Annotated in this window: 21 protein-coding genes; 11 read left to right on the top strand and 10 right to left on the bottom strand. The window is 57.3% G+C overall.

All coding sequences use genetic code 11. The annotated features are described in order from the left end of the window. Window positions 1-96: 96 nt before the first annotated feature. A complete protein-coding gene (locus R6W86_RS12875) occupies window positions 97-1,743 on the bottom strand; it encodes an FMN-binding glutamate synthase family protein (protein ID WP_410329762.1) in 1,647 nt (548 codons plus the stop codon). Between the two features lie 247 nt (window positions 1,744-1,990). Here R6W86_RS12875 and R6W86_RS12880 point away from each other — a divergent pair, with 247 nt between their 5' ends. Then, window positions 1,991-3,580, top strand: coding sequence for a BCCT family transporter (locus R6W86_RS12880; RefSeq protein ID WP_410329763.1), 1,590 nt, complete (start codon window positions 1,991-1,993; stop codon window positions 3,578-3,580). A 61-nt stretch (window positions 3,581-3,641) separates the two neighbouring features. On the opposite strand, the gene R6W86_RS12885 is transcribed toward R6W86_RS12880, so the two are convergent. The 4 genes from R6W86_RS12885 to R6W86_RS12900 form a co-directional block, all read right to left on the bottom strand. Further along, on the bottom strand, window positions 3,642-4,589 hold the full coding sequence (locus R6W86_RS12885; RefSeq protein ID WP_410329764.1) for an alpha-L-glutamate ligase-like protein: 948 nt from the start codon (window positions 4,587-4,589) through the stop codon (window positions 3,642-3,644). Window position 4,590: 1 nt separating this feature from the next. Continuing rightward, window positions 4,591-6,108, bottom strand: coding sequence for an inactive transglutaminase family protein (locus R6W86_RS12890; protein ID WP_410329765.1), 1,518 nt, complete (start codon window positions 6,106-6,108; stop codon window positions 4,591-4,593). Beyond that, window positions 6,105-6,899 carry an ATP-dependent zinc protease gene (locus R6W86_RS12895; protein WP_410329766.1) on the bottom strand — a complete coding sequence of 265 codons (795 nt, stop codon included), beginning with the start codon at window positions 6,897-6,899 and terminating at the stop codon, window positions 6,105-6,107. Before R6W86_RS12895 ends, R6W86_RS12890 begins: the two co-directional genes overlap by 4 nt. A gap of 147 nt (window positions 6,900-7,046) precedes the next feature. Next, the gene (locus R6W86_RS12900; RefSeq protein ID WP_410329767.1) at window positions 7,047-7,436 is read right to left on the bottom strand and encodes a hypothetical protein; all 390 of its coding nucleotides are present in this window, start codon (window positions 7,434-7,436) and stop codon (window positions 7,047-7,049) included. A gap of 373 nt (window positions 7,437-7,809) precedes the next feature. On the opposite strand from R6W86_RS12900, the gene rmuC reads away from it, so the two are divergent. Beyond that, window positions 7,810-9,141 (top strand): DNA recombination protein RmuC, encoded by a 1,332-nt coding sequence (rmuC, locus tag R6W86_RS12905; protein ID WP_410329787.1) that lies wholly within the window; start codon window positions 7,810-7,812, stop codon window positions 9,139-9,141. A gap of 5 nt (window positions 9,142-9,146) precedes the next feature. After that, complete coding sequence (locus tag R6W86_RS12910) at window positions 9,147-10,004, top strand: hypothetical protein (RefSeq protein WP_410329768.1); 858 nt, start codon at window positions 9,147-9,149, stop codon at window positions 10,002-10,004. 5 nt (window positions 10,005-10,009) lie between these two features. On the opposite strand, the gene R6W86_RS12915 is transcribed toward R6W86_RS12910, so the two are convergent. After that, a complete protein-coding gene (locus R6W86_RS12915; protein WP_410329769.1) occupies window positions 10,010-11,029 on the bottom strand; it encodes an AraC family transcriptional regulator in 1,020 nt (339 codons plus the stop codon). A 180-nt stretch (window positions 11,030-11,209) separates the two neighbouring features. Between R6W86_RS12915 and R6W86_RS12920 the strand changes: the two genes are divergently transcribed. From R6W86_RS12920 to R6W86_RS12930, 3 genes are all read left to right on the top strand, one after another. After that, window positions 11,210-12,271 (top strand): CaiB/BaiF CoA transferase family protein, encoded by a 1,062-nt coding sequence (locus R6W86_RS12920; protein WP_410329770.1) that lies wholly within the window; start codon window positions 11,210-11,212, stop codon window positions 12,269-12,271. A 46-nt stretch (window positions 12,272-12,317) separates the two neighbouring features. Beyond that, window positions 12,318-12,866, top strand: a complete 549-nt coding sequence (gene sigZ / locus R6W86_RS12925) for an RNA polymerase sigma factor SigZ (RefSeq protein ID WP_410329771.1) — start codon at window positions 12,318-12,320, stop codon at window positions 12,864-12,866. Between the two features lie 99 nt (window positions 12,867-12,965). Continuing rightward, a complete protein-coding gene (locus R6W86_RS12930; RefSeq protein WP_410329772.1) occupies window positions 12,966-13,490 on the top strand; it encodes a DUF2703 domain-containing protein in 525 nt (174 codons plus the stop codon). A gap of 342 nt (window positions 13,491-13,832) precedes the next feature. Here the strand turns inward: R6W86_RS12930 and R6W86_RS12935 are convergent, their stop codons facing one another. Next, the gene (locus R6W86_RS12935; protein WP_410329773.1) at window positions 13,833-16,649 is read right to left on the bottom strand and encodes a hypothetical protein; all 2,817 of its coding nucleotides are present in this window, start codon (window positions 16,647-16,649) and stop codon (window positions 13,833-13,835) included. 226 nt (window positions 16,650-16,875) lie between these two features. Beyond that, window positions 16,876-17,007 carry a hypothetical protein gene (locus R6W86_RS12940; RefSeq protein WP_410329774.1) on the bottom strand — a complete coding sequence of 44 codons (132 nt, stop codon included), beginning with the start codon at window positions 17,005-17,007 and terminating at the stop codon, window positions 16,876-16,878. Between the two features lie 296 nt (window positions 17,008-17,303). On the opposite strand from R6W86_RS12940, the gene R6W86_RS12945 reads away from it, so the two are divergent. Further along, window positions 17,304-18,818, top strand: coding sequence for a fumarate hydratase (locus tag R6W86_RS12945; protein ID WP_410329775.1), 1,515 nt, complete (start codon window positions 17,304-17,306; stop codon window positions 18,816-18,818). A gap of 164 nt (window positions 18,819-18,982) precedes the next feature. Here the strand turns inward: R6W86_RS12945 and R6W86_RS12950 are convergent, their stop codons facing one another. After that, window positions 18,983-20,437 carry a protein adenylyltransferase SelO gene (locus R6W86_RS12950; RefSeq protein ID WP_410329776.1) on the bottom strand — a complete coding sequence of 485 codons (1,455 nt, stop codon included), beginning with the start codon at window positions 20,435-20,437 and terminating at the stop codon, window positions 18,983-18,985. 68 nt (window positions 20,438-20,505) lie between these two features. Between R6W86_RS12950 and R6W86_RS12955 the strand changes: the two genes are divergently transcribed. Genes R6W86_RS12955 through R6W86_RS12970 form a run of 4 tightly spaced genes read left to right on the top strand, consistent with a single transcriptional unit; the run spans window position 20,506 to window position 25,268 of the window. Next, window positions 20,506-21,456, top strand: coding sequence for a hypothetical protein (locus R6W86_RS12955; protein WP_410329777.1), 951 nt, complete (start codon window positions 20,506-20,508; stop codon window positions 21,454-21,456). A gap of 22 nt (window positions 21,457-21,478) precedes the next feature. Next, entirely contained in the window at window positions 21,479-22,282 is an 804-nt protein-coding gene (locus R6W86_RS12960; protein ID WP_410329778.1) for an HAD-IIB family hydrolase, read from the top strand. A 14-nt stretch (window positions 22,283-22,296) separates the two neighbouring features. Further along, window positions 22,297-23,520 (top strand): glycosyl transferase, encoded by a 1,224-nt coding sequence (locus tag R6W86_RS12965; RefSeq protein WP_410329779.1) that lies wholly within the window; start codon window positions 22,297-22,299, stop codon window positions 23,518-23,520. Next, window positions 23,517-25,268: a sugar phosphorylase gene (locus R6W86_RS12970; protein ID WP_410329780.1), complete on the top strand. Its 1,752-nt coding sequence runs from the start codon at window positions 23,517-23,519 to the stop codon at window positions 25,266-25,268. The genes R6W86_RS12965 and R6W86_RS12970 overlap by 4 nt, the downstream gene beginning before the upstream one ends. Window positions 25,269-25,404: 136 nt before the next feature. On the opposite strand, the gene R6W86_RS12975 is transcribed toward R6W86_RS12970, so the two are convergent. Beyond that, window positions 25,405-25,974: a hypothetical protein gene (locus R6W86_RS12975; RefSeq protein ID WP_410329781.1), complete on the bottom strand. Its 570-nt coding sequence runs from the start codon at window positions 25,972-25,974 to the stop codon at window positions 25,405-25,407. Between the last annotated feature and the right edge of the window lie 460 nt (window positions 25,975-26,434).

Here is a 26,434-nt window from a genome sequence, read left to right on the forward strand (position 1 = left end):
AAGAAAAAAGGTTTATCTCAGTGGCTTAGCGGGAGCGAAGTCTACACGAGCCTTCCAAAAAAATAAACAGGCTTTTGAAATTTCATCCCCTGAAAATCACCTCAGTTTCGTTTCCCGGAGCTTCATAATGAAGTTGGGGGGCTCGAACGAATCGGAGCGGGCCTCTGGCCAGTATTTGTCGAAGACAGTCAGGCCGGTTTTCTCTCCCGTCAGGAGCGCGCCGGGCTCCAAGAAGGGGTACAGATCCAGGTAGGAATGTACCTCGGTCCTGGAGGTGCGCCGGATGACATGCTCGGGTCCTAGCTCTGAGGGATGACGCAGGCCGGCGGCTTCCAGCAGGTTCTGCAGCGCACTGAGGGTGTTCTTGTGAAAATTGTATACCCGGACGCTCTTGTGCCGGACATCCAGTTTGTTGCCCCGCCGTGGGTCCTGGGTTGCCACGCCGCTCGGGCAGCGCCCGGTATGGCAGCTGAGCCCCTGAATGCAACCCAGTGCGAACATGTAGCCGCGCGCAGCGTTGCACCAGTCAGCCCCCAGGGCCAGGGTGCGGGCAATGTTGAATGCGGAAGTAATCTTGCCTGCAGCACCTATCGCGATGTCTTCCCGGAGGTCGGTGGCCACCAGGGTATTGTGGACTATCAACAGGGCTTCGGTCATGGGCATGCCCAGTCGATTGATGAATTCCAGTGGCGCCGCGCCAGTGCCGCCTTCGCCGCCATCAACGACAATAAAATCCGGTTTGATGTCTGTTTCCAGTATCGCCTTTACGATGCCGAACCATTCCCAGGGATGGCCGATCGCCAGTTTGAAACCCACTGGCTTGCCCCCTGAGAGCTCACGTAGATGGTCAATGAAGTGGAGCATTTCGACAGGGTTGGAGAACTCGGAATGGCTGGGCGGGGAGACGCAGTCTTCGCCGACTGACACACCCCTCGCTTCGGCAATTTCCGGAGTGACCTTTGCGCCCGGGAGAATGCCGCCGTGACCTGGTTTTGCACCCTGGGATAGTTTGAGCTCTATCATTTTTACCTGTTCGAGGGCGGCATTCTGCTTGAACATGTCCGCGTTGAAGCTGCCGTCCTTGTTACGGCAGCCGAAATAGCCCGAGCCGATCTCCCATACCAGGTCTCCGCCGGGCTGGCGGTGGTAGCGGGAAATCGAGCCCTCACCGGTGTCGTGATAGAAGCCTCCCATTTTTGCGCCGGTGTTCAGACTCAGAATGGCGTTCGCCGAAAGCGAGCCAAAACTCATGGCCGAAATGTTGAAAACACTGGCACTGTAGGGCTTGGCGCGATTCTTTCCGATCACGATCCGGAAGTCGGAATCGGTGATTCGCGTCGGAGTCATCGAGTGGTTCATCCATTCGAACCCTTCCTCGTACATGTGCAGTTGCGAACCGAAAGGACGCTTGTCGAGTACGTTTTTGGCGCGCTGATAAACGATGGCGCGCTGTTCACGGGAGAACGGGCGCTCTTCGGTATCAGACTGGATGAAATACTGGCGGATCTCCGGGCCAATGGATTCAAAGAGATACCGGAAGTTGGCCATGATGGGATAGTTCCGGCTGACCGTATGCCTGGTCTGGACCACATTGTAGGTACCCAGAGCAGTCAGCACTGCAAAGATGACGGGAACGATGTAGCCGTACCCCAGCCACAATGTAACCGGCAGTGAAACAACAAGTCCTGCAATGCTCAGGGCGTAGGCGCTGTAGCGCAGTGGGAAGGTCGTGGTTTTCTCCATGAATACCTCGGGTTGGTTCTCGGGACATGCCTGATGCACTGATTATATCGGTACCCGAAGTCTGAGGCAGTGGGTTGCCTCTTCGGACACTTGAAAACTCTCGAAATGAACTATTCGGCTTAGGGTAAGTACAATAAAACCATGATAGGGGGTTTTGATGTTTTGACCTCAAAACATTAGACTTGCGCGCTTGTAATAATTGAACTCCGATTCTGACATTGAATTTCTGACCCAGGAGGCGCCAAACGTGGGCGAGGTAGTGAAAGACGAATATCAGACGGATTACGTCGCGGGCCAGGACAACATTAACGTTCTGGGCCTTGATCTCCATAATTGGGTGTTCCCCGTTTCTGCTCTCATCGTCGTGGCTTTTGTCATCGGGACGCTGATGTTTCCCGGGCCGGCGAAAGAAATGCTCGATGGAGCAAAGTGGGACATTATTGCTGGTTTTGACTGGTTTTTTCTGATCAGTGCCAACATTTTTGTGGTGGTTTGTATTGCACTGATCTTCATGCCGGTGGGTAAAATCCGGATCGGTGGCCAGGACGCCAAGCCTGAGTTCTCCAGGCCGTCATGGTTCGCCATGCTGTTTGCCGCCGGTATGGGTATTGGCCTGATGTTCTGGGCCGTGGCTGAGCCGACCGCCTATTACACCGGTTGGTACGAGACGCCATTCAATGTTGAAGCGAATTCTCCGGAGGCGGCCAACCTCGCCATGGGTGCGACCATGTATCACTGGGGCCTGCATCCCTGGGCGATCTATGCCGTGGTGGCGCTGTCACTGGCGTTTTTCGCATTCAACAAGAACATGCCGCTGACCATTCGTTCAGCGTTCTTCCCGCTGCTTAAAGACAAGGTCTGGGGCTGGCCTGGCCACATCATTGATGTCCTGGCCGTGGTTGCGACCATCTTCGGCCTCGCAACATCTCTGGGTTTTGGCGCGCAGCAGGCCGCGTCCGGTCTCGATTACCTGTTCGGTACCGGCAATGGAATCAACGTTCAGATGGCCATTATCGTGGGAGTCACTGCGCTTGCATTGATTTCTGTTCTCCGTGGCCTGGAAGGCGGTGTAAAGGTCCTCAGTAATATCAACATGGGTCTGGCGGGGCTGCTGCTGTTCTTCGTCATTTTCGCTGGCCCGACCATGACCATTCTGGAGACCATGTGGGTCACCTCCTCAAGTTATGTGGTAAACATGGTGCCGTTGAGCAACCCGTTTGGCCGTGAAGATGAGGCCTGGTTCCAGGGTTGGACCGTGTTCTATTGGGCCTGGTGGATTTCCTGGTCACCGTTCGTAGGCATGTTTATCGCCCGAGTATCCAGGGGTCGCACGGTTCGGGAATTCATTACCGCGGTTCTCCTGATTCCGACTGTCATCACCGTTGTCTGGATGAGCAGCTTTGGCGGCGCTGCACTCGAGCAGATCCAGAATGGTGTCGGTACTCTGGCCGAGGAAGGTCTGACCGACGTCTCTCTGGCCCTGTTCCAGATGTTTGCCAACCTGCCGTTGACCGGTATCATTTCCTTGGTGGCAATCATCCTCGTGCTGGTGTTCTTCGTGACTTCCTCGGATTCCGGCTCGCTGGTCATTGATAGCATCACCGCCGGTGGCAAGACCGACGCTCCTACCGCTCAGCGTGTATTCTGGGCTGTCATGGAGGGTGCGATTGCAGCAGCGCTGATCTTTGGCGGCGGTGCAGATGCCCTGGGTGCGATCCAGGCAACAGCCATCAGTGCGGGTCTGCCGTTTACGGCTATTTTGTTGGTCATGACCTGGGGTCTGCTCAAGGGGCTCAGTCATGAGCGCAAACTGCTGGTAGCCAGGGGCGAACTCTGACCGTCAGCGAATAGTAAAAACCGGGGTCGAGGCCCCGGTTTTTTGTGTCTCATTTTTGAGTTCAGCGGCTGGTGAAGGTTGCCATGGCAAACTGCGCGCGTTCGCTTGGCGAAAAGTGGGGGCGCTTGAGTTTCTCGATAGCGCGGAGTCTTGGCAGGAGGCCACAGCCGTTCGCCATCTGGATTGCAAGGCCCGGACGGGCATTAAGCTCAAGCAGCAATGGGCCTTCATTGGCATCCACCACCAGATCCACGCCCATGTAGCCCAGCCCTGTGGCTTCATAGCAGCGGGCAGCCATCTCCAGCATCTCGTCCCACGCCGCTATCTCGATGTTTTCCAGGGCCAGGCCGGTGTCCGGATGCAGGGTGATCGGTCGGTTGAACTGAACCGCATTGAGACTGCGACCGGTTCCGATATCAAAACCCACACCGACGGCACCCTGGTGCAGGTTGGCCTTGCCGTCCGAGGCGGTTGTGGCGAGTCGCAACATCGCCATGACCGGATAGCCCTGGAACACAACGATACGGATATCGGGGACGCCCTGGTGGGAGTAACGGGCCAGGTCCGGATCGGACTGGACCAGGTTTTCGACAATGGCGACGTCTGGCGTGCCTGCCAGCGAATAGAGGCCCGCCAGGATGTTGGTCAGATGGCGTTCCAGGTAGGGAGCATCCACCCGTGCCCCCGAGGCCTTGATGTATTCATCGTCGTCCCGGCCGGTGATCACAGTAATGCCCTTGCCACCGGAGCCCTTCGCAGGCTTGATGGCGAAGCCTTCGAGGTCCTCGGCCATCTCCCGGAAGTGGGAGATCTCATGTTGCTCGCGGACGACCTGCAACAGCCGGGGCGTTCTGACACCGTACTCCGCGACCACCAGCTTGGTCTTCAGCTTGTTGTCCACCAGCGGATAGGAGGAGCGCTCGTTGTACCGGGCAATGTAGTCCACATTGCGCCGGTTCATGTTGAGCATGCCCAGCCGATTCAGTCTCCGGGGAGAAATCCACTCCATGTCAGTCGTACACCTTCATGGGTGAGAATCGACGAAGTTCGCTGAGCTTGTAGCCGGTGTACTGACCCATAAGCAGAATGAGCCCGAGAATTACCAGATGGAGTTCCGGGAAGTTGAAGGTCAGATGGCCCGCGATCGGGGCGCTCATGACCAGGTAGGCGCAGATGGCCACGAACAGGCTGCCCGAGCCCTGGATCATTACCTCGCGGACCCCCTCTTCCTCCCAGAGGATGGACATCCGCTCGATGGTCCAGGCGATGATCACCATGGGGAAGAAGGTCACCGTCATGCCGGTGTTGAAACCCATCTGATAGCCGATAATGGACAGGCCGGCGGTGATGAAGATGACCAGAATAATCAGAGCGGAGATCCTGGACACCAGCAACAGGTTGAGGCTGGAAAGATAGCCTCGCATAAGAAGCCCGATTGCCACCACCGACAGGAACGCGATCAGTCCGGGAAGCAGGGTTGTCTGCACAAAGGCCACAGCGATCAGAACGGGCATGAAGGTGCCCGAAGTCCGAATGCCGATCACCATTCGCATGAACGCCACGATCAGTGCCCCCAAGGGCAGGAGCAGTAGCATCCGGAACATGCTCTGTTCCTCGATGGGTAGCTCATAGAAACTCAGGAAGCCCAGGCCATTGGACTCCGCCTGCATCGTCGACAGTTGCAGCGCAGGTACGGTCTGACGGAGCATTGAATAGCTGACTTCCGAATTGTCTCCGCCGACCACGTCCAGCAGGGATTCGGAACCCTGGCGCCAGAGCAGCAGGTTCTCGGGGACACCCTGTTCCGCTGTCTGTGGGTCGAAGGTCAGCCACTGATCACCGTTATAAATTTGGAGGAAGGGCATCAATTGCTGGCGGCGGCGGGCATCCTCGAGCCGCAGGCCGTCTGCGGTGCGGGCGGGGATGCCAGCGTGATTGAGCATATCCACCAGCAACTGGAGGTAATTTTCCTCGGCCACCAGTAGCGTTGTGTTCTGGGTCCGGGTGTCCGGCTGCATCAGCCGGATCAGCTCCCGAGTCATGCTTTCGGGCGTGCTGGAGCGCTCGCGGGCCTGGGTCAGCACCTCCCGTACGGCGGTCGCCTGTGGTTCTTCCCAGAACATTTCTCGGGGTTGCGGCTCCCGTGCCAGGCGCCGGGGCCGCGAATTATCCGTGGGAATGAACTGGGCCTTGAAATAGAGGGTTTGCGGCCCCGAGACGTCGCGTTTGCTCCATTCTGCCCTGCGGCCGCCGGAGTTTTCCACGATGGAGAAACCATAACCCGGAGAGGCGGCCTGTTCAGAAATGATGCTGAAGCCCTGCGGCTGTTCCGGGATGTTCAGGCTTGCCAGTACCGGCTCACCGGTGCCGTCAAAATCCACCCGGGCCTCCACCATCCAGACCGGGCGCTGTTCACCGGTTAGCCAGGGGATCCCAAGTTCGACATGGCGCCAGACGGCCAGAGATATACCAGCGCCGATCAGCAGCAGTACGGCAACATAAAAAGGAATGCGTGAACGGGTAGTCAAGCGTCGTCTCCGTTCCGTTTGAGGTCCTTGGGTAGCTCGGTGGCAAACTCCTTGCCGACATCAATCAGCATCACATCCCGGAGGACATTCCGGCCGATCAGCACTTCGTAGGTCAGGTTACTGCGGTCGGCGAGGGTAAACTCGGCAACCTGCTTGTGGTCACCGATGGCAAACTGGAGCTCCACCACCACCCTGCGCTCAGAATCCTCTGTACTGGCCTGGATGATGCGAACACGGCGGGAAATCTCCTTCTCCATGGTGACCAGTTCGTCGGTGCCCGGGACCGGGACATCAAAACGCACCCAGTTGCTGCCATCCCGTTCGAAACGGGTGATGTTACGGGCATCCAGGGAAGAGGTTTCGGCGCCGCTGTCGATCCGGGCGGTATAAACCAGACCGGGTTCCGCCAGATAGAATTTTTCCACTTCGCCAACCACTACCTTGCCTTTCAGGCGGTCGGCACGGCCGGTGTCTTCGAGTGTCGGGCAGACCGGCTGTGGTGGAGTCGGTGGGCAGACCGGCCTTTCGACCTTCTTTTCGATCGCTTCCAGGATGGTCTGGGTGGACAGCTGCTCCCGTTGCAGGAGCTGCTCATGGCGAACCGCTGCATTGCCCTCCATGGTGACCAGCGTTGCCCGCTGGGATTGTACCGAGGAGTTCAGTTCTGTCAGGTCTTTTTTCGGAACCATGAAGTAACGGTCCGACGAGCAGCCTGCCAGCGCCAGGCTCAGCACGGCGGCCGCGATGACAGAAAGGAGGGGGAAACCAGCCCGTGAACGTTTGTAACCCATGAAATACCCCTGAGCCGGCAGACAATAACGCCCGGACAACAAGGGCGCACTGATGGTCTGTGCCTTGAATTTATTCAATTAAGGCCGGGGAGTATACCGCAACGAATCTGTGTAGTGACTTTACAGTTGGTTAACGGGCAGCGCGGATTATTCGGACAGGAAGGGGCCTTCGCCGAAATCAGTCTGGGAACGCAGATACTTCTGAATCACCGGAGAGCAATTCAGATAAAACAACAACAACTCGCGCTGGATATCCTGATCCTGGATACGGGAGGCAAAGCTGATCAGTTCCCCGATGGCGCTGTCATTCTCGCTTCGACTATCCGGAATAGAGAAACTCTGGCCATAGCGCTCTTTCAGGATTTTTGTAAGGCGTTCAAGATGGAATTCACCGGTGTGGGTAATGTAGGGCAGTATCCGGAAACCTTTCGGATAGGTTTTCTTTCTCCCCTCCAGAACACACGACGGTATGTCATCCCTGGTCCGGTCACCCTGCCAGAGTTCTGATCCCAGTTTTCGCCACAGTTCTTTCAGCATAACTTGCCTGTCCATCCTCTGACTGCGGATTCGCCCCGGCCGTGAAAAAAATGTAATCAAACTAAAAAGGACGAACACTTTATTCTTTTAGTGGATATTAAGAAGCACGTCCAGAGTCAGATACACACCGGTAATGAATTTGCCAATCAGTCGAGGTGCCGGACCTCTACTGATACCTATGAACGGGAGGCAACGCAAAAGGTTCCATTGTTACGTTAAACTGTTCGTCATTATGTGATCATCGGGGCAAACCAACCAGGAGCGTCTTGCAGTGCCGGAAGCGATAACCCAATGGATAGTGGCCTCGCCGGAATTGATGGCTGGATTAGTGGGAGTGCTGGCACTGTTGACAGTGCTGCTTGCGATATTCCTGATGCGCTCAGCCCGCAAGGCCGATGTCTGGCAAAACCGGGCCATTGATGCTGGGACACGGGTCGCCGGTCTGGAATCGGAGGTAGGCGGCAAGCGGCAGTGGATTGAGCAGCTCGAGGGCGAACGCAAAAACCTGCAGAACCGGATCGAAGATCTTTCCGGCGAGTTGCACCGTGTGAGGGTGAGACTTCGGGAACAGGAGGTGGCCCTGGACCGGGAGCGCCGATCGGCGGAGGAGAAGCTGGAGTTGCTGGAGCGTAACCGGGATGCGCTGAAGCAGGAGTTCGAGAATCTGGCCAACCGGATTTTCGATCAGAAGAACGAACGCTTCACCCAGCAGACCCGCACCAGCCTGGACAGCCTGCTTAATCCCTTCCGGGACCAATTGCAGGATTTCCGCAAGCGCGTGGAGGACGTGTACACCACTGAGACCCGGGATCGCCAGGCACTCCGCAGCGAAATCAAATCACTGCAGGAGCTGAACCGTCAGATTACCGAGGAAGCGGCCAACCTGACCAGGGCCCTGAAAGGTGACAAGAAGATCCAGGGCAACTGGGGCGAACTGATCCTGGAACGGGTGCTGGAGAAGTCCGGCCTGCGCAAGGGCGTGGAGTACGAAACCCAGGGTAGTTACCGGGATGGTGATCACCAGCTATTGCGCCCGGACGTGGTGGTGCACCTGCCGGATAACCGGAACCTCATTGTGGATTCCAAGGTATCCCTGCTGGCCTACCAACAATGGGTCAACGAGGAAGACGAAAGCATGCGGGTGGATGCGCTGAAGCAGCATGTCGAGGCGGTGCGGACTCATATCCGTGCACTCAGCGAGAAAGACTACAGCCAGCTCCACGGTCTGCATTCGCCGGATTTTGTGCTGCTGTTCATGCCCATCGAGCCGGCCTTCGTGGCAGCTTTTCAGCAGGACGAGAACCTTTTCGCAGAAGCCTTTGAGCGAAAGATTATTGTGGTCACTCCGACCACGCTCCTGGCCACACTGCGGACCATCGAGAACATCTGGCGCTATGAACGCCAGAGCCAGAACGCCCGGAGAATTGCGGACCGGGCCAGCGCCGTATATGACAAGCTGCGGGTGTTTGTCGAGGCCATGGAGCGCCTGGGCAGCCAGTTGCAGACGGCCCAGGGGACCTATGATTCGGCCATGAATACGTTGACCCGGGGCCGTGGTAACCTGATTTCCCAGGCGAACCGGTTTGTGGAGTTGGGCGTGAGAGTCAAGAAAGAACTTCCCCGGGGCATCCTGGAGCAGGCCGAAGTGGATGTCGGAGATACCGAGGTGGAAGCGGCGATGAACGCCGATAACCAGCAGGAGTAAGAGCGATGGCAGTAGCATCTGGAACATTTCAACGACTGGTCCGGTCCGTGGCCCTGGTTGCCGCCCTGTCGGCCGCCGGCCAGGTGCAGGCCCTGGCTCCGGAGCATGAGATACGCCGGTTGATGCTGGCCACCGAAGAGGCGGTTAATGCCGGTAACTGGGGAGAAGCGGGGGAGTATCTAAACCGTCTTCAGCAACTGGACGCGGAGAAACCCCCGGAGTATTTTTTCTACCGGGGACAGGTGATGCTCAAAGCCGGTCACTTCAATGAGGCACAGGCCGCCCTGGAGGCCTATGTAACCCAGGCCGGTACTGAGGGAAGTCATTATCAGAAAGCCCTTAAGCTGATCACCGATGTGGAGCGCACCCGGAAGTCCGGCGCAGCCGCGCAGAATAACGGTGAACAGCCACCTAAGGTGGCCGTGATTGAACCAGCGGGTAACCAGAATGCTGCCTCACTCAGGAAGCTTTACCTTGCCGACAGCGACCGGGAAGCCCTGCTGACTCATCTGAATAGTCTGCTCGACGTTGCAGGCTGGCGCGCGGACCAGACGGTTGTGCGTTTGGATAAACCTGCTGATGTGGCCTACGAGGTGAGTGTGACCGACAGCGTTATCAGCTTCCAGGAAATTCGGCGCGAGGCCGGTAACCGCCTGGTGCGCAAGACCCAGACGATGGAAGTCTATGGCGTAAACCCGATGATTGAATGGGGCTGCGAGGCGGCGGTGGCCAGTTGCTGGATTTACGACCCCCGGGATGGATCCCGTTTGATGCAGCTCGGCTATCACCGGGAGCGAGCTGGTGACATTGCGCAGACGCTGGGGCAGCTGGTTCGCCATTTGCAGGCGCCTGACGGCTCCTGATCCTGTCAGGACTCCAGATTGCCGCGCTCGCCCTCGCGATAGGCACCGGGGGTGACACCAGTCCATTTCTTGAAAGCGCGGTGGAAGGTGGACGGCTCGGTAAAACCGACTTTCTCCGCAATATCATTGATTGGCAGATCCTGCCGGCCAAGGTAGTAAATCGCCATGTCCCGCCGTAGCAAATCCTTGATCTCCTGAAAGGACGTGTTTTCCTGTTTCAGGCGTCGGCGGAGGGTTTGCGGGCTGGTATGCAGCTCCGCCGCAATCCACTCGAAGTCCGGCAGAGGCTTCGAAAAATCCCGGCCAATCAAGGCGCGAATCCTTCCGGTCCAGGTGTTGCTTTCGTCGGGCCGGGAGAGCAGGTCCGCCGGTGAGGTCTTGAGGAATTGGCGCATCTCCGGCTTGTCCCGGATGACCGGCGCCGAGAGAAAGCGCTTGTTGAAGGTGAGGGCGGTCTGGCCTGCCTCAAACTCCATGGGGCAGTGGAAAATATGCCGGTATTCGTCGCCGTGGGACGGGCGAGGGTAATCGAACTCGGCCTTGTCGAGCTCCACCGGTTGACCGATCAGCCAGCTGCCCAGACGATGCCAGATCACCAGAATGCTCTCGCGCAGGAAATAACAGGGGTCGTAGATTTCGCCTTCAATCCGAAGCACCAGCCGCGCCTGCTCTTCTTCGACGTTCAGCTCCATGGTCACCATAGGCTCGAACAGGCGTGAGAACTGGAAGGCCTGGCGATAAACGGCTTCAAGATTGGGGCAATCGATTACCAGAGCACACATCGTGGCGAAGGTGCCGGTGCGTGCGCGCCGCGGGCCCATGCCCATGAACTCATCCCCGGTGCGGTTCCAGAGCACCTGCATCAACCGGCTGAACTGGTCGCTGCTGACCCGCGCCATTTCGATGCGTAGCAGATCCGGAGAAATACCTGCCTCTTTCAGCATCTCCCGGGTATCCAGCCCCCAGGCCTCTGCACCGACCAAAGCTGCCTGTACAAAATGTCTTGAAACCGTCAGATTGGGCATTGCGTTCGCCATTCCATGAAAACGAAACCCATCATAAAACCCCGGGGAAACATTGCAACCGCCCTAACTGCCTGACGCGTGGAAGAATTGGCCAATCGGAATGGGGTAACCGGCAGTTGGCCCCGAGGGCAAAACACGGCAGCATGGGTGAAAAACAATCGTCAGAACAAGGAGAAAACCATGGCAGGCCCTCTGAACTCACTGAAGGTTCTGGATTTCAGCACCTTGCTGCCCGGCCCCTATGCCACCATGCTGCTGACAGACATGGGGGCAGAAGTACTGCGAATCGAGGCGCCGGACCGGGTGGACCTCACCAAGGTGATGTCCCCCTTCGACGGCAAGTTCAGTACAGCGTTTTCCTATCTCACCCGCGGCAAGGATACCCTGCAGCTCAATCTGAAGAAGGAGGGGGCTGCCGACAAGGTCAAGGAGCTGGTCAGGGACTATGACATCGTGGTCGAGCAATTCCGCCCCGGTGTGATGGACCGTCTGGGCATCGGCTACGAGACCCTGCGTGAAATCAACCCCGGGCTGATTTACTGCGCCATCACGGGCTACGGCCAGACCGGCCCCTACCGGGACCGCGCCGGCCACGACATCAACTACCTCTCCATCGCCGGCGTCTCCAGCCACTGCGGTCGCGCAGACAGCGGTCCGCCTCCCATGGGCATCCAGATCGCCGACGTGGCCGGCGGCTCCCACCACGCCGTCATGGGCATTCTCGCGGCCGTTATTGAGCGCCAGCAGACCGGCAAAGGCCAGTTCGTGGACATCAGCATGACCGATGCCGCCTTCGCCCTCAATGCCATGTCTGGCGCCGCCTGCCTGGCTGGTGGCGTGGAACAGAAGCCTGAGAGAGGCTTGCTCAACGGCGGGTCATTCTACGATTACTACCAGACCAGTGATGACCGCTGGCTGTCAGTGGGTAGTCTCGAACCGCAGTTCTCGGCACGCCTGTGTGACACCCTGGGGTTGTCCGAGATGAAAAGCCTGGCATTGAGCCAGAAGCCGGATGATCAGAAGCAGCTTAAGGCTGCGATCAAGGACAAGGTGGCCGAGAAAACATTGGTGCAATGGCAGGAAATCTTTGCGGGGCAGGATGCCTGTGTGGAGCCAGTGCTGACGGTTTCAGAGGCGGCGGAGCATCCGCAGTTGAAGGCCAGGGGGATGGTGATTGAGGTAGATCGGGGGGATGGGGAGATGCAGAGGCAGATTGGGTGTCCCATAAGGCTTTCATCCTGAGTCTCACTACGCCATATCATTCATTAGGCCCCGCCAGGAATCATTTATGAACAGATCAGGAAAACTCTGGCAAGAATATCGTACAAAGCTTCGAGCATTTATTCGAAGCAGGGTTTCTGATGAAACTATCAGCGATGACATTCTTCAGGACGTGTTTTTGAAAATGCATACTGGATTGGTTTCCCTGAAGGACGAGACAAAGCTGAAAAGCTGGCTCTACCAAATAGCGCGAAACGCCATTATCGATTATTTCCGGTCTCAGAAGCCGACCGTGGAACTTGCTGATCAGCTTCCGCATCCAGAGATCGAGCCCAACGAAAAGACCGCACAAGAATTGTCGGAATGCCTGGAACCCATGATACAACTGCTGCCCGAGAATTATCGGGATGCAATCATTCTATCTGAAATAAAAGGATTGACGCAGAAGGAGGTCGCAAAATCGCAGGGCATTTCACTTTCCGGTGCCAAATCCAGGGTACAACGCGGGCGCGCCCTTTTGAAAACTATGCTATCTGATTGCTGTCAGCTTGAGTTCGACCACAGTGGCCGGCTCTGTGATTACGAACGGAAGGACGGAGTTTGTGGTGCCTGTTGATCTCCGGCGGCTGCTGATCGTTTGCGTCTTTTTTGGGCTTTCTCCGTCTATAGGGTGGGCGTTGCCCAATAACCACAATTCCTATAGAGGAGGTTCCAAGTGGACCAAACAAAAGAGACACAGGCGACGAGGAAAGTTTTGAATGTCGATCTGCTCGTCATTGATCTTGACACCTGCAAGCGTTGCGTCCCAACCGGAGATCAGTTAAGAGCCGCGGTGCAAATCCTCAAACCGGTAGCTGATGCACTGGGGATCACGCTGCAACATCACGAGATCGTTGTTCAAACACCGGCAGAGGCAAAGGCGAATGCGTTATTGAGTTCACCGACGATACGGCTGAATGGCCGGGATATAGCTCAAGACATTCGTGAGTCGGAGTGTGAGTCATGCGGGGAGTTTACAACCAGCAACGCCAGCGTTGACTGCCGTGAATGGCACTACCGTGGTGAGGTATTTCTTTATGCCCCCCTCCCCTTATTAGCTGAAGCAATCATGGGTGCCATGCTGAATATTGATGAAATGCCGCTGGTGGTTCCAGAACCCCTTGAGGAATTGCCTGAAAACTTGCAACGGTATTTCGACAACAGGAAGGATGGCGAAGTCGCCTCATCCTGCTGTGGCTAGTGTCCCGTCTGGTTAATTCGCTGACCTACTGCGTGGCGCTGACTCGATTTGGAACCACCAAACCTTCGCCATCGCGCCTTGCTCTCAAGGCTCTCAGTGGCTCAGTAGGTCAGCGAATTAACCAGACGGGACACTAGGGGATGGAATGCGATGTGCACGTTACTCATTCACGCCTTGAATCAATGAATCCACTGGCTGAATAATGCCATCAACCCGGACGTACAAAAGCATTGCTTCGCTCCACCTTTGCACGCGGGTTATGGCGAGCGTTGAGGCATTGAGTGGCATAAAAACAAGAAAACCCAGCAGGAGCTGGGTTTTCTTTTAATGCATCTTTAAATCCTAAGGATTCTCAGGAGAGGGAGCCTCAGTTTTTACGAACATTGCGTTATTGAATTGAATTTCTGTTCCATCATTCGCGAAAAACGAGATTATGTTTGCAGCCATATCAGCAAAGACAGCCTCTTGAGTTTCGGTTTCCGGTTTAATGAGGGTGGTATGGGTGCCAGCCTCAAACCGCACCGCATTAGCATTGGCTATCAGCGCGCCAGTCGCTGAGATCGTATCTGCCTCCAGATTCATGAACAGGGGCTCGGTGCCTGCCAATGGAGCCGGCAAGGCATCGCCCAGGGGACGGGTATAGGTGCCTGCGTAAGCTACATCTGCAGCAACCGGGATCGTTTGATCCTGGGTGGCTCTGTCAGATCCGTCACCATAGATTTCATTCAGATAGATCTTGCTTCCGCTATTAACAACGGATTCTCCGAAGTTGAGTGGCTCTGCGCTGTCCAGGCTCGCTTGAGCCACATTAAAGTAAAGCTCCAGGTTGCTTGTGCCTTGAGTGAGTCCAGCTTTCCCAAGACCTGCGAGAACGCCCGCGCTGATTGAGGGGGAGTTCTCAAGCAATTTCACGATGCTTGCCCCAGGCGTAACAAGTGCTGCTGCGGAGAAGGGAGTAATGTTGCCGTTCCCAATCGTATCTGCCTGAGCAGTGTCGTTCACCAGGGATACAAGTGATGTTCCCAGAATCCCTCCCAGGGAATGGCCTACGAAATACACTTTTGAACCGCCGGTGCCGTCAGCCTGAATGTCCACATCCGCTACAGCTTGGGTTAATGGGTCTTGGTTGCCATCAAAGTTGTCCAGGTCGATGCCATTAAGGTTGACAAGACTCGCGTTGAGGTTTAGCAGATCGACAACACCTTGGCGGTTGTTATCCCTTGCTGCTGGCAAATTGGATAAATTCAGGAAGTATTGACCGGAGTATCCCAAGGATTCTTGCGGATCCGTGCTGTAGACCATCCGGGTTGGATTGCCGCTCGCATCCTGAGCCCAGCCGAAGTGACGCTCGTTCATTGGGAATGGGCTGTCGACGAATTCGCCTCCGACCAATGCTTTGTCCACGCTCAAGGCCAATGACGGATCGGCCTCACCCGTTGCCAGTTCGGGCGCAATGCCGTGGAGAGGCAGATCGATGGCAACGGTTACAAAGCAATAGTTACCCAACTGGTTGGCCAGGGCTAAGCTGTGAGACCGATTGCCAAAGATTCCATGTTGGTAAATGACGACATTCCAGGGCTTCACCAAAGCACAGGTCGCGCCACCGCCACCCGGAATAGCATTGTCGGGGTCTGGCACAGAGACGAGCATGGGTACGTTAACGGGCGTTGCGTTTTCAGCTGCAAACGGGAAACGGAAAGTCACCTTGTCCGAAGGCGGTGTCTCACCGCTGGGGTCAATCGCACCGCCAACAGTGGTGGATGCCGTCCACGTAGAACCCAGGTTGGTCGGGTCAGTGTCGGTCGGAGTTTTCAGGTAATACGGAAGCTCCAGACTGGTCTGGAATACGGAGCCCGCCTCGGGCAGGCCGAGTGCAGCCGATGGTGCCCGTGTGGCTTCAATAAACTGGGTGCCGATTGGACGCGGTGCCGGATTGCTGAAATCCGTTCCTGCCAGAGCAGTTTCTGTGCCTGCGGCACCGGCACGCAGGTTTGCATCGCCTACATTCGCAACCGCGCCATCAGCTACCGCATCAAGCGTTCCCCACTGTGTACTTGGGTCCAACGTCTCAAAGGTATCAGCATTGGCAGCGAGATACGTTGCAATCGCTTCCTGGCGGGTGGATTTCACCGCGTTCTTGTAGAAGAACTGCGCGGGCGAAGTCGCCGCCTCGAGAACGTCGGTAGTGCCTCCTGTAGTGAATGTCAGAGAAAAAGCGACATTGTCGGCACTCAGTGCCGGCAATGAAGCGGCTTCTCGACTGGTATTGGTCAGCCCATTGAAGTAGCCTTCAGCCAACGCTTCCCAGCCTTGAACTGCGCCACGGACTGGCTCCAGAGCCGAGTCGCCAAGGGGCTCTTCCGGATTGCTGATATTCTGATACGAGGGAGAACCTACCAGGCTTTGGCCCAAAGAGTCTTTTACCTCATCCGTAATAACCACGAGGTACTTCTTTTTAGGATCAAGCGGTCGAAGCGGAGTGATCCGAAGCACATTATCTACGCCGCCGTCGAGTGATACCACCTCAGCTCGAAACTCATTATTGAAGTCGAATACAGCCGCAGCGGTTTCCGGGCCAGGAGCAGCTTGTAAAGCAGCGAATGCGAGACCGAGGTCGAAGGTGGGGGTTTCGCCCGGGAAGGATTCGCGATCGAGCACTTCAGTGATGTCTCCGCTCTCAACCAACTCAGCAATCAGGTTGGTGTAGAAGGAAGAACTGTTCAGCAGTGAGTCACCACCCGGAAAGTTCAGAGAAAGAAGAAAAACATTCTGCTGGGGATTGGGAGCCGGAGTTCCACCACCTGCATCAATTACAGGCTGCGCTTTCACTGTTTCAGGATCGATGGAACCAGACAGCTTGATATCGAACTGGGCGGTTGTTGAAGAACCATCCATGAAATCGAGAGCATGGGTAATCGGATTGTCGGTAGAACCGCTTAGTGTCCCGTCTGCGCTGGCACCCTGCTCAAATTGGAGGTCGCTGGGAACAGGCAGTTCACTGGTCAGAGGATTAAAAACCGGCCAGGTTTTACCCGTAAAGTCCGGGTTGCTGATTGAATATTCCGGATTAGCATTCGCCCCCTCGTCACCGCTGCTGAAGCAGCCTGTAAGTCCAACGGAAGACGCCACGGCAAGACTTATTAGTGTTTTCTTGAACATGGGTGGAACCTTTTCCTGTTGTTGTGTCGTTATGTTCTTCTGAAATTTTGGTCAGCGCTTTGAGCCAATTTCGTACCTCTGACTATAGCGACAGTCTGGCAAGTGTTGATCAGCCAAAAGTGTGATTCTGGCCTTTATGGCCATCCTCGCGCAGATGGACTCCGGCCTTCCTGAAAAATAGTTGGCAATGAACACTTTGTCGAGCTTCCTTGATGGCTTTTGCGCGTCAATCGAAAGAAGAAAAATCGGGACTGCGGTTCTCCATGAACGCGCGGAATGCCTCAGCGGCTTCGGGTGATTTCAGGCGTTCACTGAACAGCGCACCTTCGGTAAGCATGGTCTTTGTCAGGTTTTCCATAATTGGTCGGTTGCGCAGCTGTTTGGAGGCGCGCAAGGCAGCGGGTGTTGGTGCCGGCTACCACAAGGTCGCAATGCAGTAGCATGGTAGTGCCGATGCCCACTGACGGGCTATTGACCGCGGCCACCATCGGTTCGGTGGCGGTTGCCAGCAATAGAAGGAAACGGCCGACCGGGGGTTCCTTTTATAGCGCCTTCACCTTCCGTCACATCACTCGTTCGAACGATTTTCTGGTAAACTCTCGCCTCCCGATTTTTCGATGACACGAAATAACGAAACAAGCTGATGAGGCGCCTATGACCACCGTAATCCGCCAGGACGACCTGATTGAGAGTGTAGCGGACGCGCTGCAATTCATTTCCTATTACCATCCCAAGGACTTTATCCAGGGCGTGTATGAGGCCTACCAGAAGGAAGAGTCCCAGGCGGCGAAGGATGCGATGGCCCAGATCCTGATCAACTCGCGGATGTGTGCCCAGGGCCACCGTCCGATTTGTCAGGACACCGGCATCGTTACGGTTTTCGTGAATATCGGTATGGACGTCAAGTTCGAGTGCGACCAGCCGCTGGACGACGTGATCAACGAAGGCGTCCGTCGCGCCTACACCCACCCGGACAACGTGCTGCGGGCTTCGGTTCTGGCCGACCCGGATGGCAAGCGCCAGAACACCAAGGACAACACCCCGGCCATCATTCACTACAAGATGGTCCCGGGCGACACCGTTGAGGTTCACGTGGCTGCCAAGGGCGGTGGTTCCGAAGCCAAGTCCAAGTTCGCCATGCTGAACCCATCCGACTCCGTGGTGGACTGGGTGCTGAAGATGGTTCCGCAGATGGGGGCCGGCTGGTGTCCGCCGGGCATGCTGGGTATCGGTATCGGTGGTACTGCCGAGAAGGCGATGGAGCTGGCGAAGGAATCCCTGCTGGATCCGATCGACATCCACGATCTGCAGGCGCGCGGCGCTTCCAACCGCGCCGAAGAGCTTCGTCTCGAGCTGTTTGAGAAAGTGAACGAGTTGGGTATCGGTGCCCAGGGCCTCGGCGGCCTGACCACCGTGCTGGACGTGAAAGTGAAGGATTACCCGACCCACGCCGCCAACAAGCCAGTGGCGATCATCCCGAACTGCGCGGCCACGCGCCATGCGCACTTCACCCTGGACGGCACCGGTCCGTCCCTGCAGACCCCGCCGAGCCTGGACGACTGGCCGGAGATCACCTGGGAAGTGGGTGAGAACGTACGCCGCGTGAACCTGGATACCGTTACTCCGGAAGACGTGAAGGAATGGCAGCCGGGTGAGACCGTTCTGCTGTCCGGCAAGATGCTGACCGGCCGTGACGCCGCCCACAAGAAGATGGTGGACATGATCGAGAAAGGTGAGGAACTGCCGGTGGATCTCAAAGGCCGCTTCATCTACTACGTAGGCCCGGTGGATCCGGTACGCGAAGAAGTGGTTGGCCCCGCAGGCCCGACGACCGCGACCCGCATGGACAAGTTCACCCACACCATGCTCGCGAAAACCGGCCTTACCGGCATGATCGGCAAAGCCGAGCGCGGCCAGGTGGCCATCGACGCGATCAAGGAGTATGGCGCGGTGTACCTGATGGCCGTGGGTGGTGCTGCTTACCTGGTGTCCAAGGCGATCAAGGGAGCCAAGGTGGTGGCCTTTGAAGAGCTGGGTATGGAAGCCATCTATGAATTCGAGGTGGAAGACATGCCGGTGACCGTGGCGGTGGATTCACGGGGCAGCTCCGTGCACCAGACCGGGCCGGTGGAGTGGCATGACAAGATTATTGCTGCCAAGGCGGTTTAAGGGCTTGAAGTTGGGGTCAGAAGAACGGAGTTCTTCAGACCCCTTTGCTTGGCGTCGACTCCGGGGTCTGATGAAAGCTTTCATCTGACCCCTTTTTAGTTTTGGAGTTTGGCTTAAGTTGGGGTCAGAAGAACGGAGTTCTTCAGACCCCTGTGCATGACCCCTCAGCTGGAACAGCTGATATTCAAATGCTTCCCCCAATCCGGCGGCAGCGCTGCATACTTCTCAAACTCCGGCTGCTCATCAAACGGCCGCCTGAGCACCTCCAATAACTCCTCCATCGGCTGATAATCCCCGTTCTGAGCCTCCAGAATCACCTGCTGGGCCAGGTAGTTCCTCAGGATGTACTTCGGGTTCACCTTGCGCATGGCGTATTCCCGTTCGTCGTGGGCGCGGGTTTCTTTTTGCAGGCGTTGTTCGTAGCGCTCGATCCATTCATCGGCCACGCTGCGGTCCACAAACAGGTCGCGCACCGGGTCGTGGCCTTTGTCGTAGAGGTTGGAGAGGCCCCGGAAGAAACGGGTGTAGTCGACGTGGTGTTCGTGGAGCATGCTGAACGTTTCCATGATCAGGCTGAGGTCGGAGTCATCCGGTTCGGCCAGACCAAGCTTGTCACGCATGTTCTGCAGGAATCGTTCGTTATAGATCACCTCGTAACGCCTCAGCCCCCGGCGGACGCTGTCTTCGTCCATCACCGGCAACAACGCATTGGCCAGGTACTGGCAGTTCACAAAGCCGACCTGGGGCTGGCGGTTGTAGGCGTAGCGGCCTTCCTGGTCAGTATGGTTGCAGATATAGCCGGCGTCGAAGTCGTCGAGGAAGGCGTAGGGCCCGTAGTCAAAGGTATCACCGATGATCGACATGTTGTCGCTGTTCATCACGCCATGGCAGAAGCCCACCGCCTGCCAGTCGGCGATCAGACGGGCGGATCTTTCAACCACTTCCTCGAACCAGCGGGTGTGGCGCTCGTCCTCCGGCAGGTCGATCAGGTGCGGGAAGTGCAGGGCGATCACATGTTCGATCAGAGACTTCACCGCTTCCGGCCCCTCATGATGGGCGGCGAATTCGAAGTGGCCGAAGCGGATATGGCTCCCGGCCACCCGCATCAGCGCGGCGGCAGTCTCAATGGTTTCTCGGCGAATCGGGTCCCCGGCGCTGACCATAAACAGGGCCCGGGTCGTGGGGATGCCCAGGAAATGCATGGCCTCGCTGCACAGGTACTCCCGGATGGTGGAGCGCAATACAGCCCGGCCATCGCCGAAGCGGGAGTAGGGCGTGGTGCCGGCGCCCTTGAGATGCCAGTCCCAGCGCTGGCCATCGGGGCCGACAGTCTCCCACAGCAGCAGGCCGCGGCCGTCTCCCAGTTCCGGGTTGTACATGCCGAACTGGTGGCCAGTGTACTTCATGGCCACCGGGTCCATGCCTTCCAGTAGCTGCGTGCCGGCCCCAACGCCGGTCCATTCTTCTGCCGAGCTCACATGAAAGCCCATCTGGCGCGCCAGTTCATGGTTAAAGGTAACCATTCTGGCGTTGGTGAGCGGCTTTGGCTGTACCCGGGTGTAAAAACTGTCCGGAAGCTCCAGGTAGCGATGTTCGATCCGGAAACCTGCGTCATTCATACAATGCGTATACTCTCAGTTGGTACAGATTCTGCTGCTTTTAATTCAAACCAATTCAGGAAACCACCGTGTCTGTAAACGAACTCAACATCACCATTGAGACCCTGATCAGCCAGGAAGGTCTGCCTTGCTCATACGGACACACCGTCGAACAGACCATTCTGCCCCTGGCGCACCGGATTCTCGAACTCCGGCAACGGCTGGGGCGGCCGGTACTTATTGGTATCCATGGGGCCCAGGGCACCGGGAAATCAACCCTGACCTTGTTCCTCAAAGAAATCCTGAGCCGCCACCATCGCACGGCCACAGCCAGCTTCTCCATTGATGATATCTACCTTACCAGAGCGGAGCGGCAGAGACTTGCCGGACTCGTGCACCCGTTGTTCATCACCCGCGGTGTGCCGGGCACCCACGATGTGTCCCTGGGCCAGAAGGTGATCGACCAACTCCTCGCCGCAAAACCCGGTGACAAGACCGCAATTCCCGCCTTCGACAAGGCTCGGGATGACCGTGCGCCCCGGAACCAGTGGCCGGTATTCGAAGGCCCGGCGGAGGTCATCCTGGTGGAGGGCTGGTGCCTGGGGGCTGCGCCGGAACCCGAAGAAGCGCTGGCCCGGCCGGTCAACACCCTGGAAGCCGAGGAGGATCCTCATGCCACCTGGCGCAGCTATGTGAATGAATGCCTGAAAGACAGCTACCGGGCGTTGTTTGACCGGCTTGATTTGCTGGTGATGCTCAAGGCGCCGTCCATGGAGTGCGTTCTGGAGTGGCGCACCTTGCAGGAACACAAGCTGGCGGCGCGCCTCAGCAACGCACCAGGACAGGGCGGCGGCGATGCCAGTGCCCCATCGTTGCGCATCATGTCAGACGAAGAGGTAGCCCGATTCATCATGCACTACCAGCGCGTAACCGAGCATTGCCTCCGGGAAATGCCGGGCCGGGCCGATGTCCTGATTCCGGTCGGTGCGGACCATTCACTGGAGGCCCCTCAGTTCAGGGAGCCTTCGGCCGCCAGTTAGCAACCCCAAGCGAGGAAATACCATGCCCAGGCCCCACCTGATTCTGTTTACCGATCTCGATGGCACATTGCTCGACCACGAGGACTATTCCTGGGAGGCCGCCCGGCCCGCTCTGGCCAGGGTAAAAGCGGCCGGAATACCCTTGGTCCTCAACTCCAGCAAGACCGCTGCGGAGATCGCGATACTCCGGAACGAACTGGGCAACGGCGATCCCTACATTATCGAAAACGGTGCAGCTGTGGTGATTCCGGCCGGCACTTTCGGCAATTCCTCGGAACAGGTGGTGAATTTTGGCGCATCCCGGGCGGTGGTGTTGGCGGCCCTGGGCCGGTTGCGGGCCGCCGGTGCACGTTTTCGGGGCTTCGAGGACATGTCAGCCGAAGAGTTGTCGGATCTCACGGGCCTGGATGTCACCGCGGCTTCACGGGCGATGCAACGCCATGGCACCGAGCCGCTGATCTGGGAAGGTACCGAGGATGAGCTGCGCCAATTCGAGGCCTCGCTGGCCGCTGACAACCTCCGCCTGGTGCAGGGTGGCCGCTTCTGGCACGCCATGGGGATCTTTGATAAGGCCGATGGGGCCCGTTTCTTGCTCGGTCAATACCAGGAGCGCTATGGCAGCGAACCGGTACTGGCCATCGCACTGGGTGACAGCCCGAATGACCAGGGCATGCTGGAGGCTTCCGATGTCCCGGTGGTGATCCGGGGCGTCAACAGCGAGAGTGTCCAGCTGCCGTCAGACCGCCGGCCCATACGCTCCCTCAGATCTGGCCCCGAAGGCTGGAATGACTGTGTACTCAACCTGTTGCTTGAGTACGGGTATTAAAGAGGAGAGCCGCCATGGGCGACTTTTACCAGAACGGCATAGTGACAACCCTGCATAACCTGGTCCGTCGGCCGGTCGAGGAGATGGAAGCGGAGCTGATGAGCTTCCGCAAGGCCCGACCGATGTCCCTCGTCCTTCCCTCGTTGTATTCGGAACTGGAGGGGCCCGCGCTGAAAAACATCGTCAGTGAACTGGCGAAGGTGCCTTACCTCGATCAGATCGTCATCGGGCTGGATCGCGCCGATGAAGTGCAATACCGGCATGCGCTCGAGTATTTCTCCGTGCTGCCCCAGGAGTTCAAGGTACTCTGGAACGATGGCCCGCGCCTGCGCGCCCTGGACCTCAAACTGCGGGAGCAGAACCTGGCGCCGACCGAGATGGGCAAGGGCAGGAACGTCTGGTACTGCTTTGGTTATGTGCTGGCCTCCGGTGTCAGCAAGTCCGTGGCCCTGCACGATTGTGACATCCTGACCTATTCCCGGGACCTGGTGGCCCGCCTGATTTACCCGGTGGCCAACCCCGCGTTCAACTATATGTTCTGCAAGGGTTACTACGCCCGGGTGGCGGATTCGAAAATGAATGGCCGGGTCAGCCGCCTGCTGGTGACCCCGTTGATCCGGGCCCTGAAGAAAGTCTGTGGCCCCAGCGATTTCCTGGATTACCTGGACAGCTATCGCTACCCGTTGGCCGGCGAGTTCTCGTTCCGCACCGACGTCATCAATGACTTGCGTATTCCCAGTGATTGGGGCCTGGAGATCGGCGTACTGTCCGAGATGAAGCGCAACTACGCCACCAACCGGCTGTGCCAGGTGGACATCGCTGATACCTACGATCACAAGCACCAGGAACTGTCCCCGGAAGATGCCAGTCGGGGTCTGTCCAAGATGAGTGTGGACATTGCCAAGGCCCTGTTCCGGAAACTGGCGACGAACGGCGAAATCTTCTCCAATGAGAAATTCCGAACCATCAAGGCCACTTACTTCCGGATTGCCCTGGATTTCGTGGAGACCTACCAGAATGACGCCGTCATGAACGGCCTGACGTTCGACCGTCACAAGGAAGAGAAGGCGGTGGAGTTGTTCGCCCAAAACGTGATGCGGGCCGGGTCGTACTTCCTGGATAACCCTATGGACACGCCGTTCATCCCGAGCTGGAACCGCGTCACCAGTGCCCTTCCGGACATCAAGGAGCAATTGTTGGAAGCGGTGGAGCTGGATAACGAGGAGTACCGGCCATGAGCCAGCCCCTCAAGACCAAACTGGTCGGCATGCTGGAGGTGGTGTACCCGGAACTGGACTGCGATTTCCTGGCGGAGCAGCTGCTGGGCACCATGGAGCTGGCCCTGAACCGGGAGCCGCCACCAGCACACCAGAACAACTGGGACGAGTCGGATATTGTCCTGATCACCTATGCCGATACCGTCCAGCGGGAAGGTGAGAAACCGCTGCAGACCTTGCACCGGTTCCTGACGGGTTGTCTGGCCGAGGCGGTTTCGGCGGTCCACATCCTGCCGTTCTTTCCATACAGCTCCGACGATGGCTTTTCAGTCATGGACTACCTGGCGGTGAACGAGTCCCATGGCTCCTGGAGTGATGTCGAGAAGATTGCCGGCGACTTCAAATTGATGGCGGATCTGGTGATCAACCACATGTCCGCGCGAAGCCGCTGGTTCGAGAACTTCCGCAAGCGGGTGGATCCGGGCAAGGATTATTTCTTTGAGGGAAACCCGAAAGACGATCTGAGTGCCGTGGTACGGCCCAGAACCTCGCCATTGCTGACCCCGGTGCAGACCGAGGATGGCGAGCGGTACGTCTGGTGTACCTTCAGTGAGGACCAGGTGGATTTGAATTTCGCCAATCCCAGGGTGCTGATCGAGTTTGCCGGCATCATCAAACAATACCTGGACCATGGCGTGGTGATGTTCAGGCTCGATGCCGTGGCGTTTCTCTGGAAAGAACCCGGCACGCCCTGCATTCACCTTCAGCAGACCCACGAGCTGATCAAGATTCTGCGACTTCTCATCGAGCACCATACGCCGAAAGCGGTGGTGATCACGGAAACCAACGTGCCCAATCGCGAGAACCTAACCTATTTCGGGAACGCCAACGAAGCGCATTTGATCTACAACTTCTCCCTGCCGCCACTGCTGATCAATACGCTTGTGACGGGGAATTGCCGGCATCTCAAGACCTGGCTCATGAGCATGCCACCGGCGCAGATGGGAACCACCTACCTGAACTTTATCGCCTCCCACGACGGCATCGGTATGCGGCCGACGGACGGGCTGCTGGAGGACGACGAGAAACAGCGCCTGATCAATACCATGGAGTCATTCGGCGGCAGGGTGTCCTACCGCCGCACCGCCGATGGCCGCGACCAGCCTTATGAGATCAACATCGCGCTGTGGGACGCCCTGAAAGGCACAGCGGAGGGCGGGGCGGATCACTGTCAGCTGCAGCGCTTCCTGTGTGCGCACACCATCATGCTGGCACTGGAGGGGATTCCGGCTTTCTACATCCACAGCCTTCTGGGCACGGAAAATGATTATGCCAGGGTGGAGAACACCGGCCGACTGAGATCCATCAACCGCGGGCAGTGGCAGCTGGATAAACTGGAGGAAGAGCTGGAAAACCCGCTGTGCCACCACAGCAAGGTCTACCACGAACTCAAGCGCCTGATCGGCATCCGCCGCGGCCAAGCCGCCTTCCACCCCAACGCCACCCAGTTCACCCTCCACCTGGGCCTGCAGATCTTCGGCTTCTGGCGCCAGAGTATGCGCCGCGACCAGTCCGTGTTCTGCATCCACAATATCAGCAACGAAGTGCAGCAGGTGGCCCTGAGTGACATCAACCTCATCGGCACCGATCACTGGGTCGACCTGATCTCCGGAATGGCCATCGATGACCTCTCCGGCAGCATCACCCTAAAGCCCTACCAAAGCGTCTGGCTCTCCAACCAAACAGGGGGCAGATGCTCAGGGGTCTGATGAAAGCTTTCATCTGACCCCATCTTCAAGCCCAACTCTGGGTTTCCCACGCAATTTCCAGTGTTTTCTCGACTTCGGCCCAGACAGGCTCACCGGCACTCAGCCGGTTCACCACACAGCCCGTGAATTCCCGTAGTCATGGCGTCACAAGATTCAAAAATCCGTAAAGGTGGATTAGGGTCCCGGTGATGACTGAGTTTTTGACCAGGTCAATGGGCATCAGCGTATAAGCGACAGCATCCGCCGGGTAGGCGTACCAAAGCTGGTAATCCCTGCGGATTTGTACCAGGTGGTACCCCGCCTCCGTTTTGTACATTCGGGCTTCAACTTCAACTGATTTGTCGTTGATGCTGGCGGTTACCGGTTGCCATTCCGGGGTTAGTTTCTGGACGGGGAGAATTGCATCCCCGACGTGCTTGAATTCTTGTCTGGAGATGTGCGACTTCCACTCGAGTGCGTAGAAAAAATTGTCATCCATTCTGTATTCGAATTCGGTAACGGGGATCCGTGCCGATTCTGAACCAGACAGGTGGATAACCTCTCCTTCCTGAGTTCTTTCACCAATAACGTCAAAGGTGTTTGTCATCGTCATAGCGCACCCTGATTGCATCAGCATGAGAGCGGCTAAAAACGAGAGGGCGACGATGCTCGATAGGTAGTGATTCAACAATACGTGGCAGATATAGCCGACTCCGTGGCTTTTCATTATGGTTTCCTGTCCTTTGGGTACCAGAAGCGCGTCAGATTACCCCATAACTGCTCCACCATTCCGATTCCAAGTTCACGTCTCCAAGTCCGGGGGAAACCCGGGGTTAGAAGAATGCTTTCTTCAGACCCCAAGGCCATGCTCAGGGGTCTGATGAAAGCTTTCATCTGACCCCATCTTCAAACCCACTGTGCTCAGGGGTCTGATGAACTCGTCCATCTGACCCCAACTTCAATCCCATCCCCCCAACTCTGGATTTTCTCCCAAACCGCTGGTACCTTCTCCAACTTCGCGGGCACCCCCATCAAGGATCCGATGGCACATTACCCGCACCGATTCAACGGACCGAGTCAACCCTTCAAGGACTGAAGACATGCCCCAGGCAAGCGGACTGCAGTTCACCGCCCGTGTCGGTGACTTCCCCTCTGATCATTTCGCCGTGGTCGCCTTTGCGCTGACC

This window comes from Marinobacter sp. (assembly GCF_046484525.1).
Lineage (GTDB): Bacteria > Pseudomonadota > Gammaproteobacteria > Pseudomonadales > Oleiphilaceae > Marinobacter.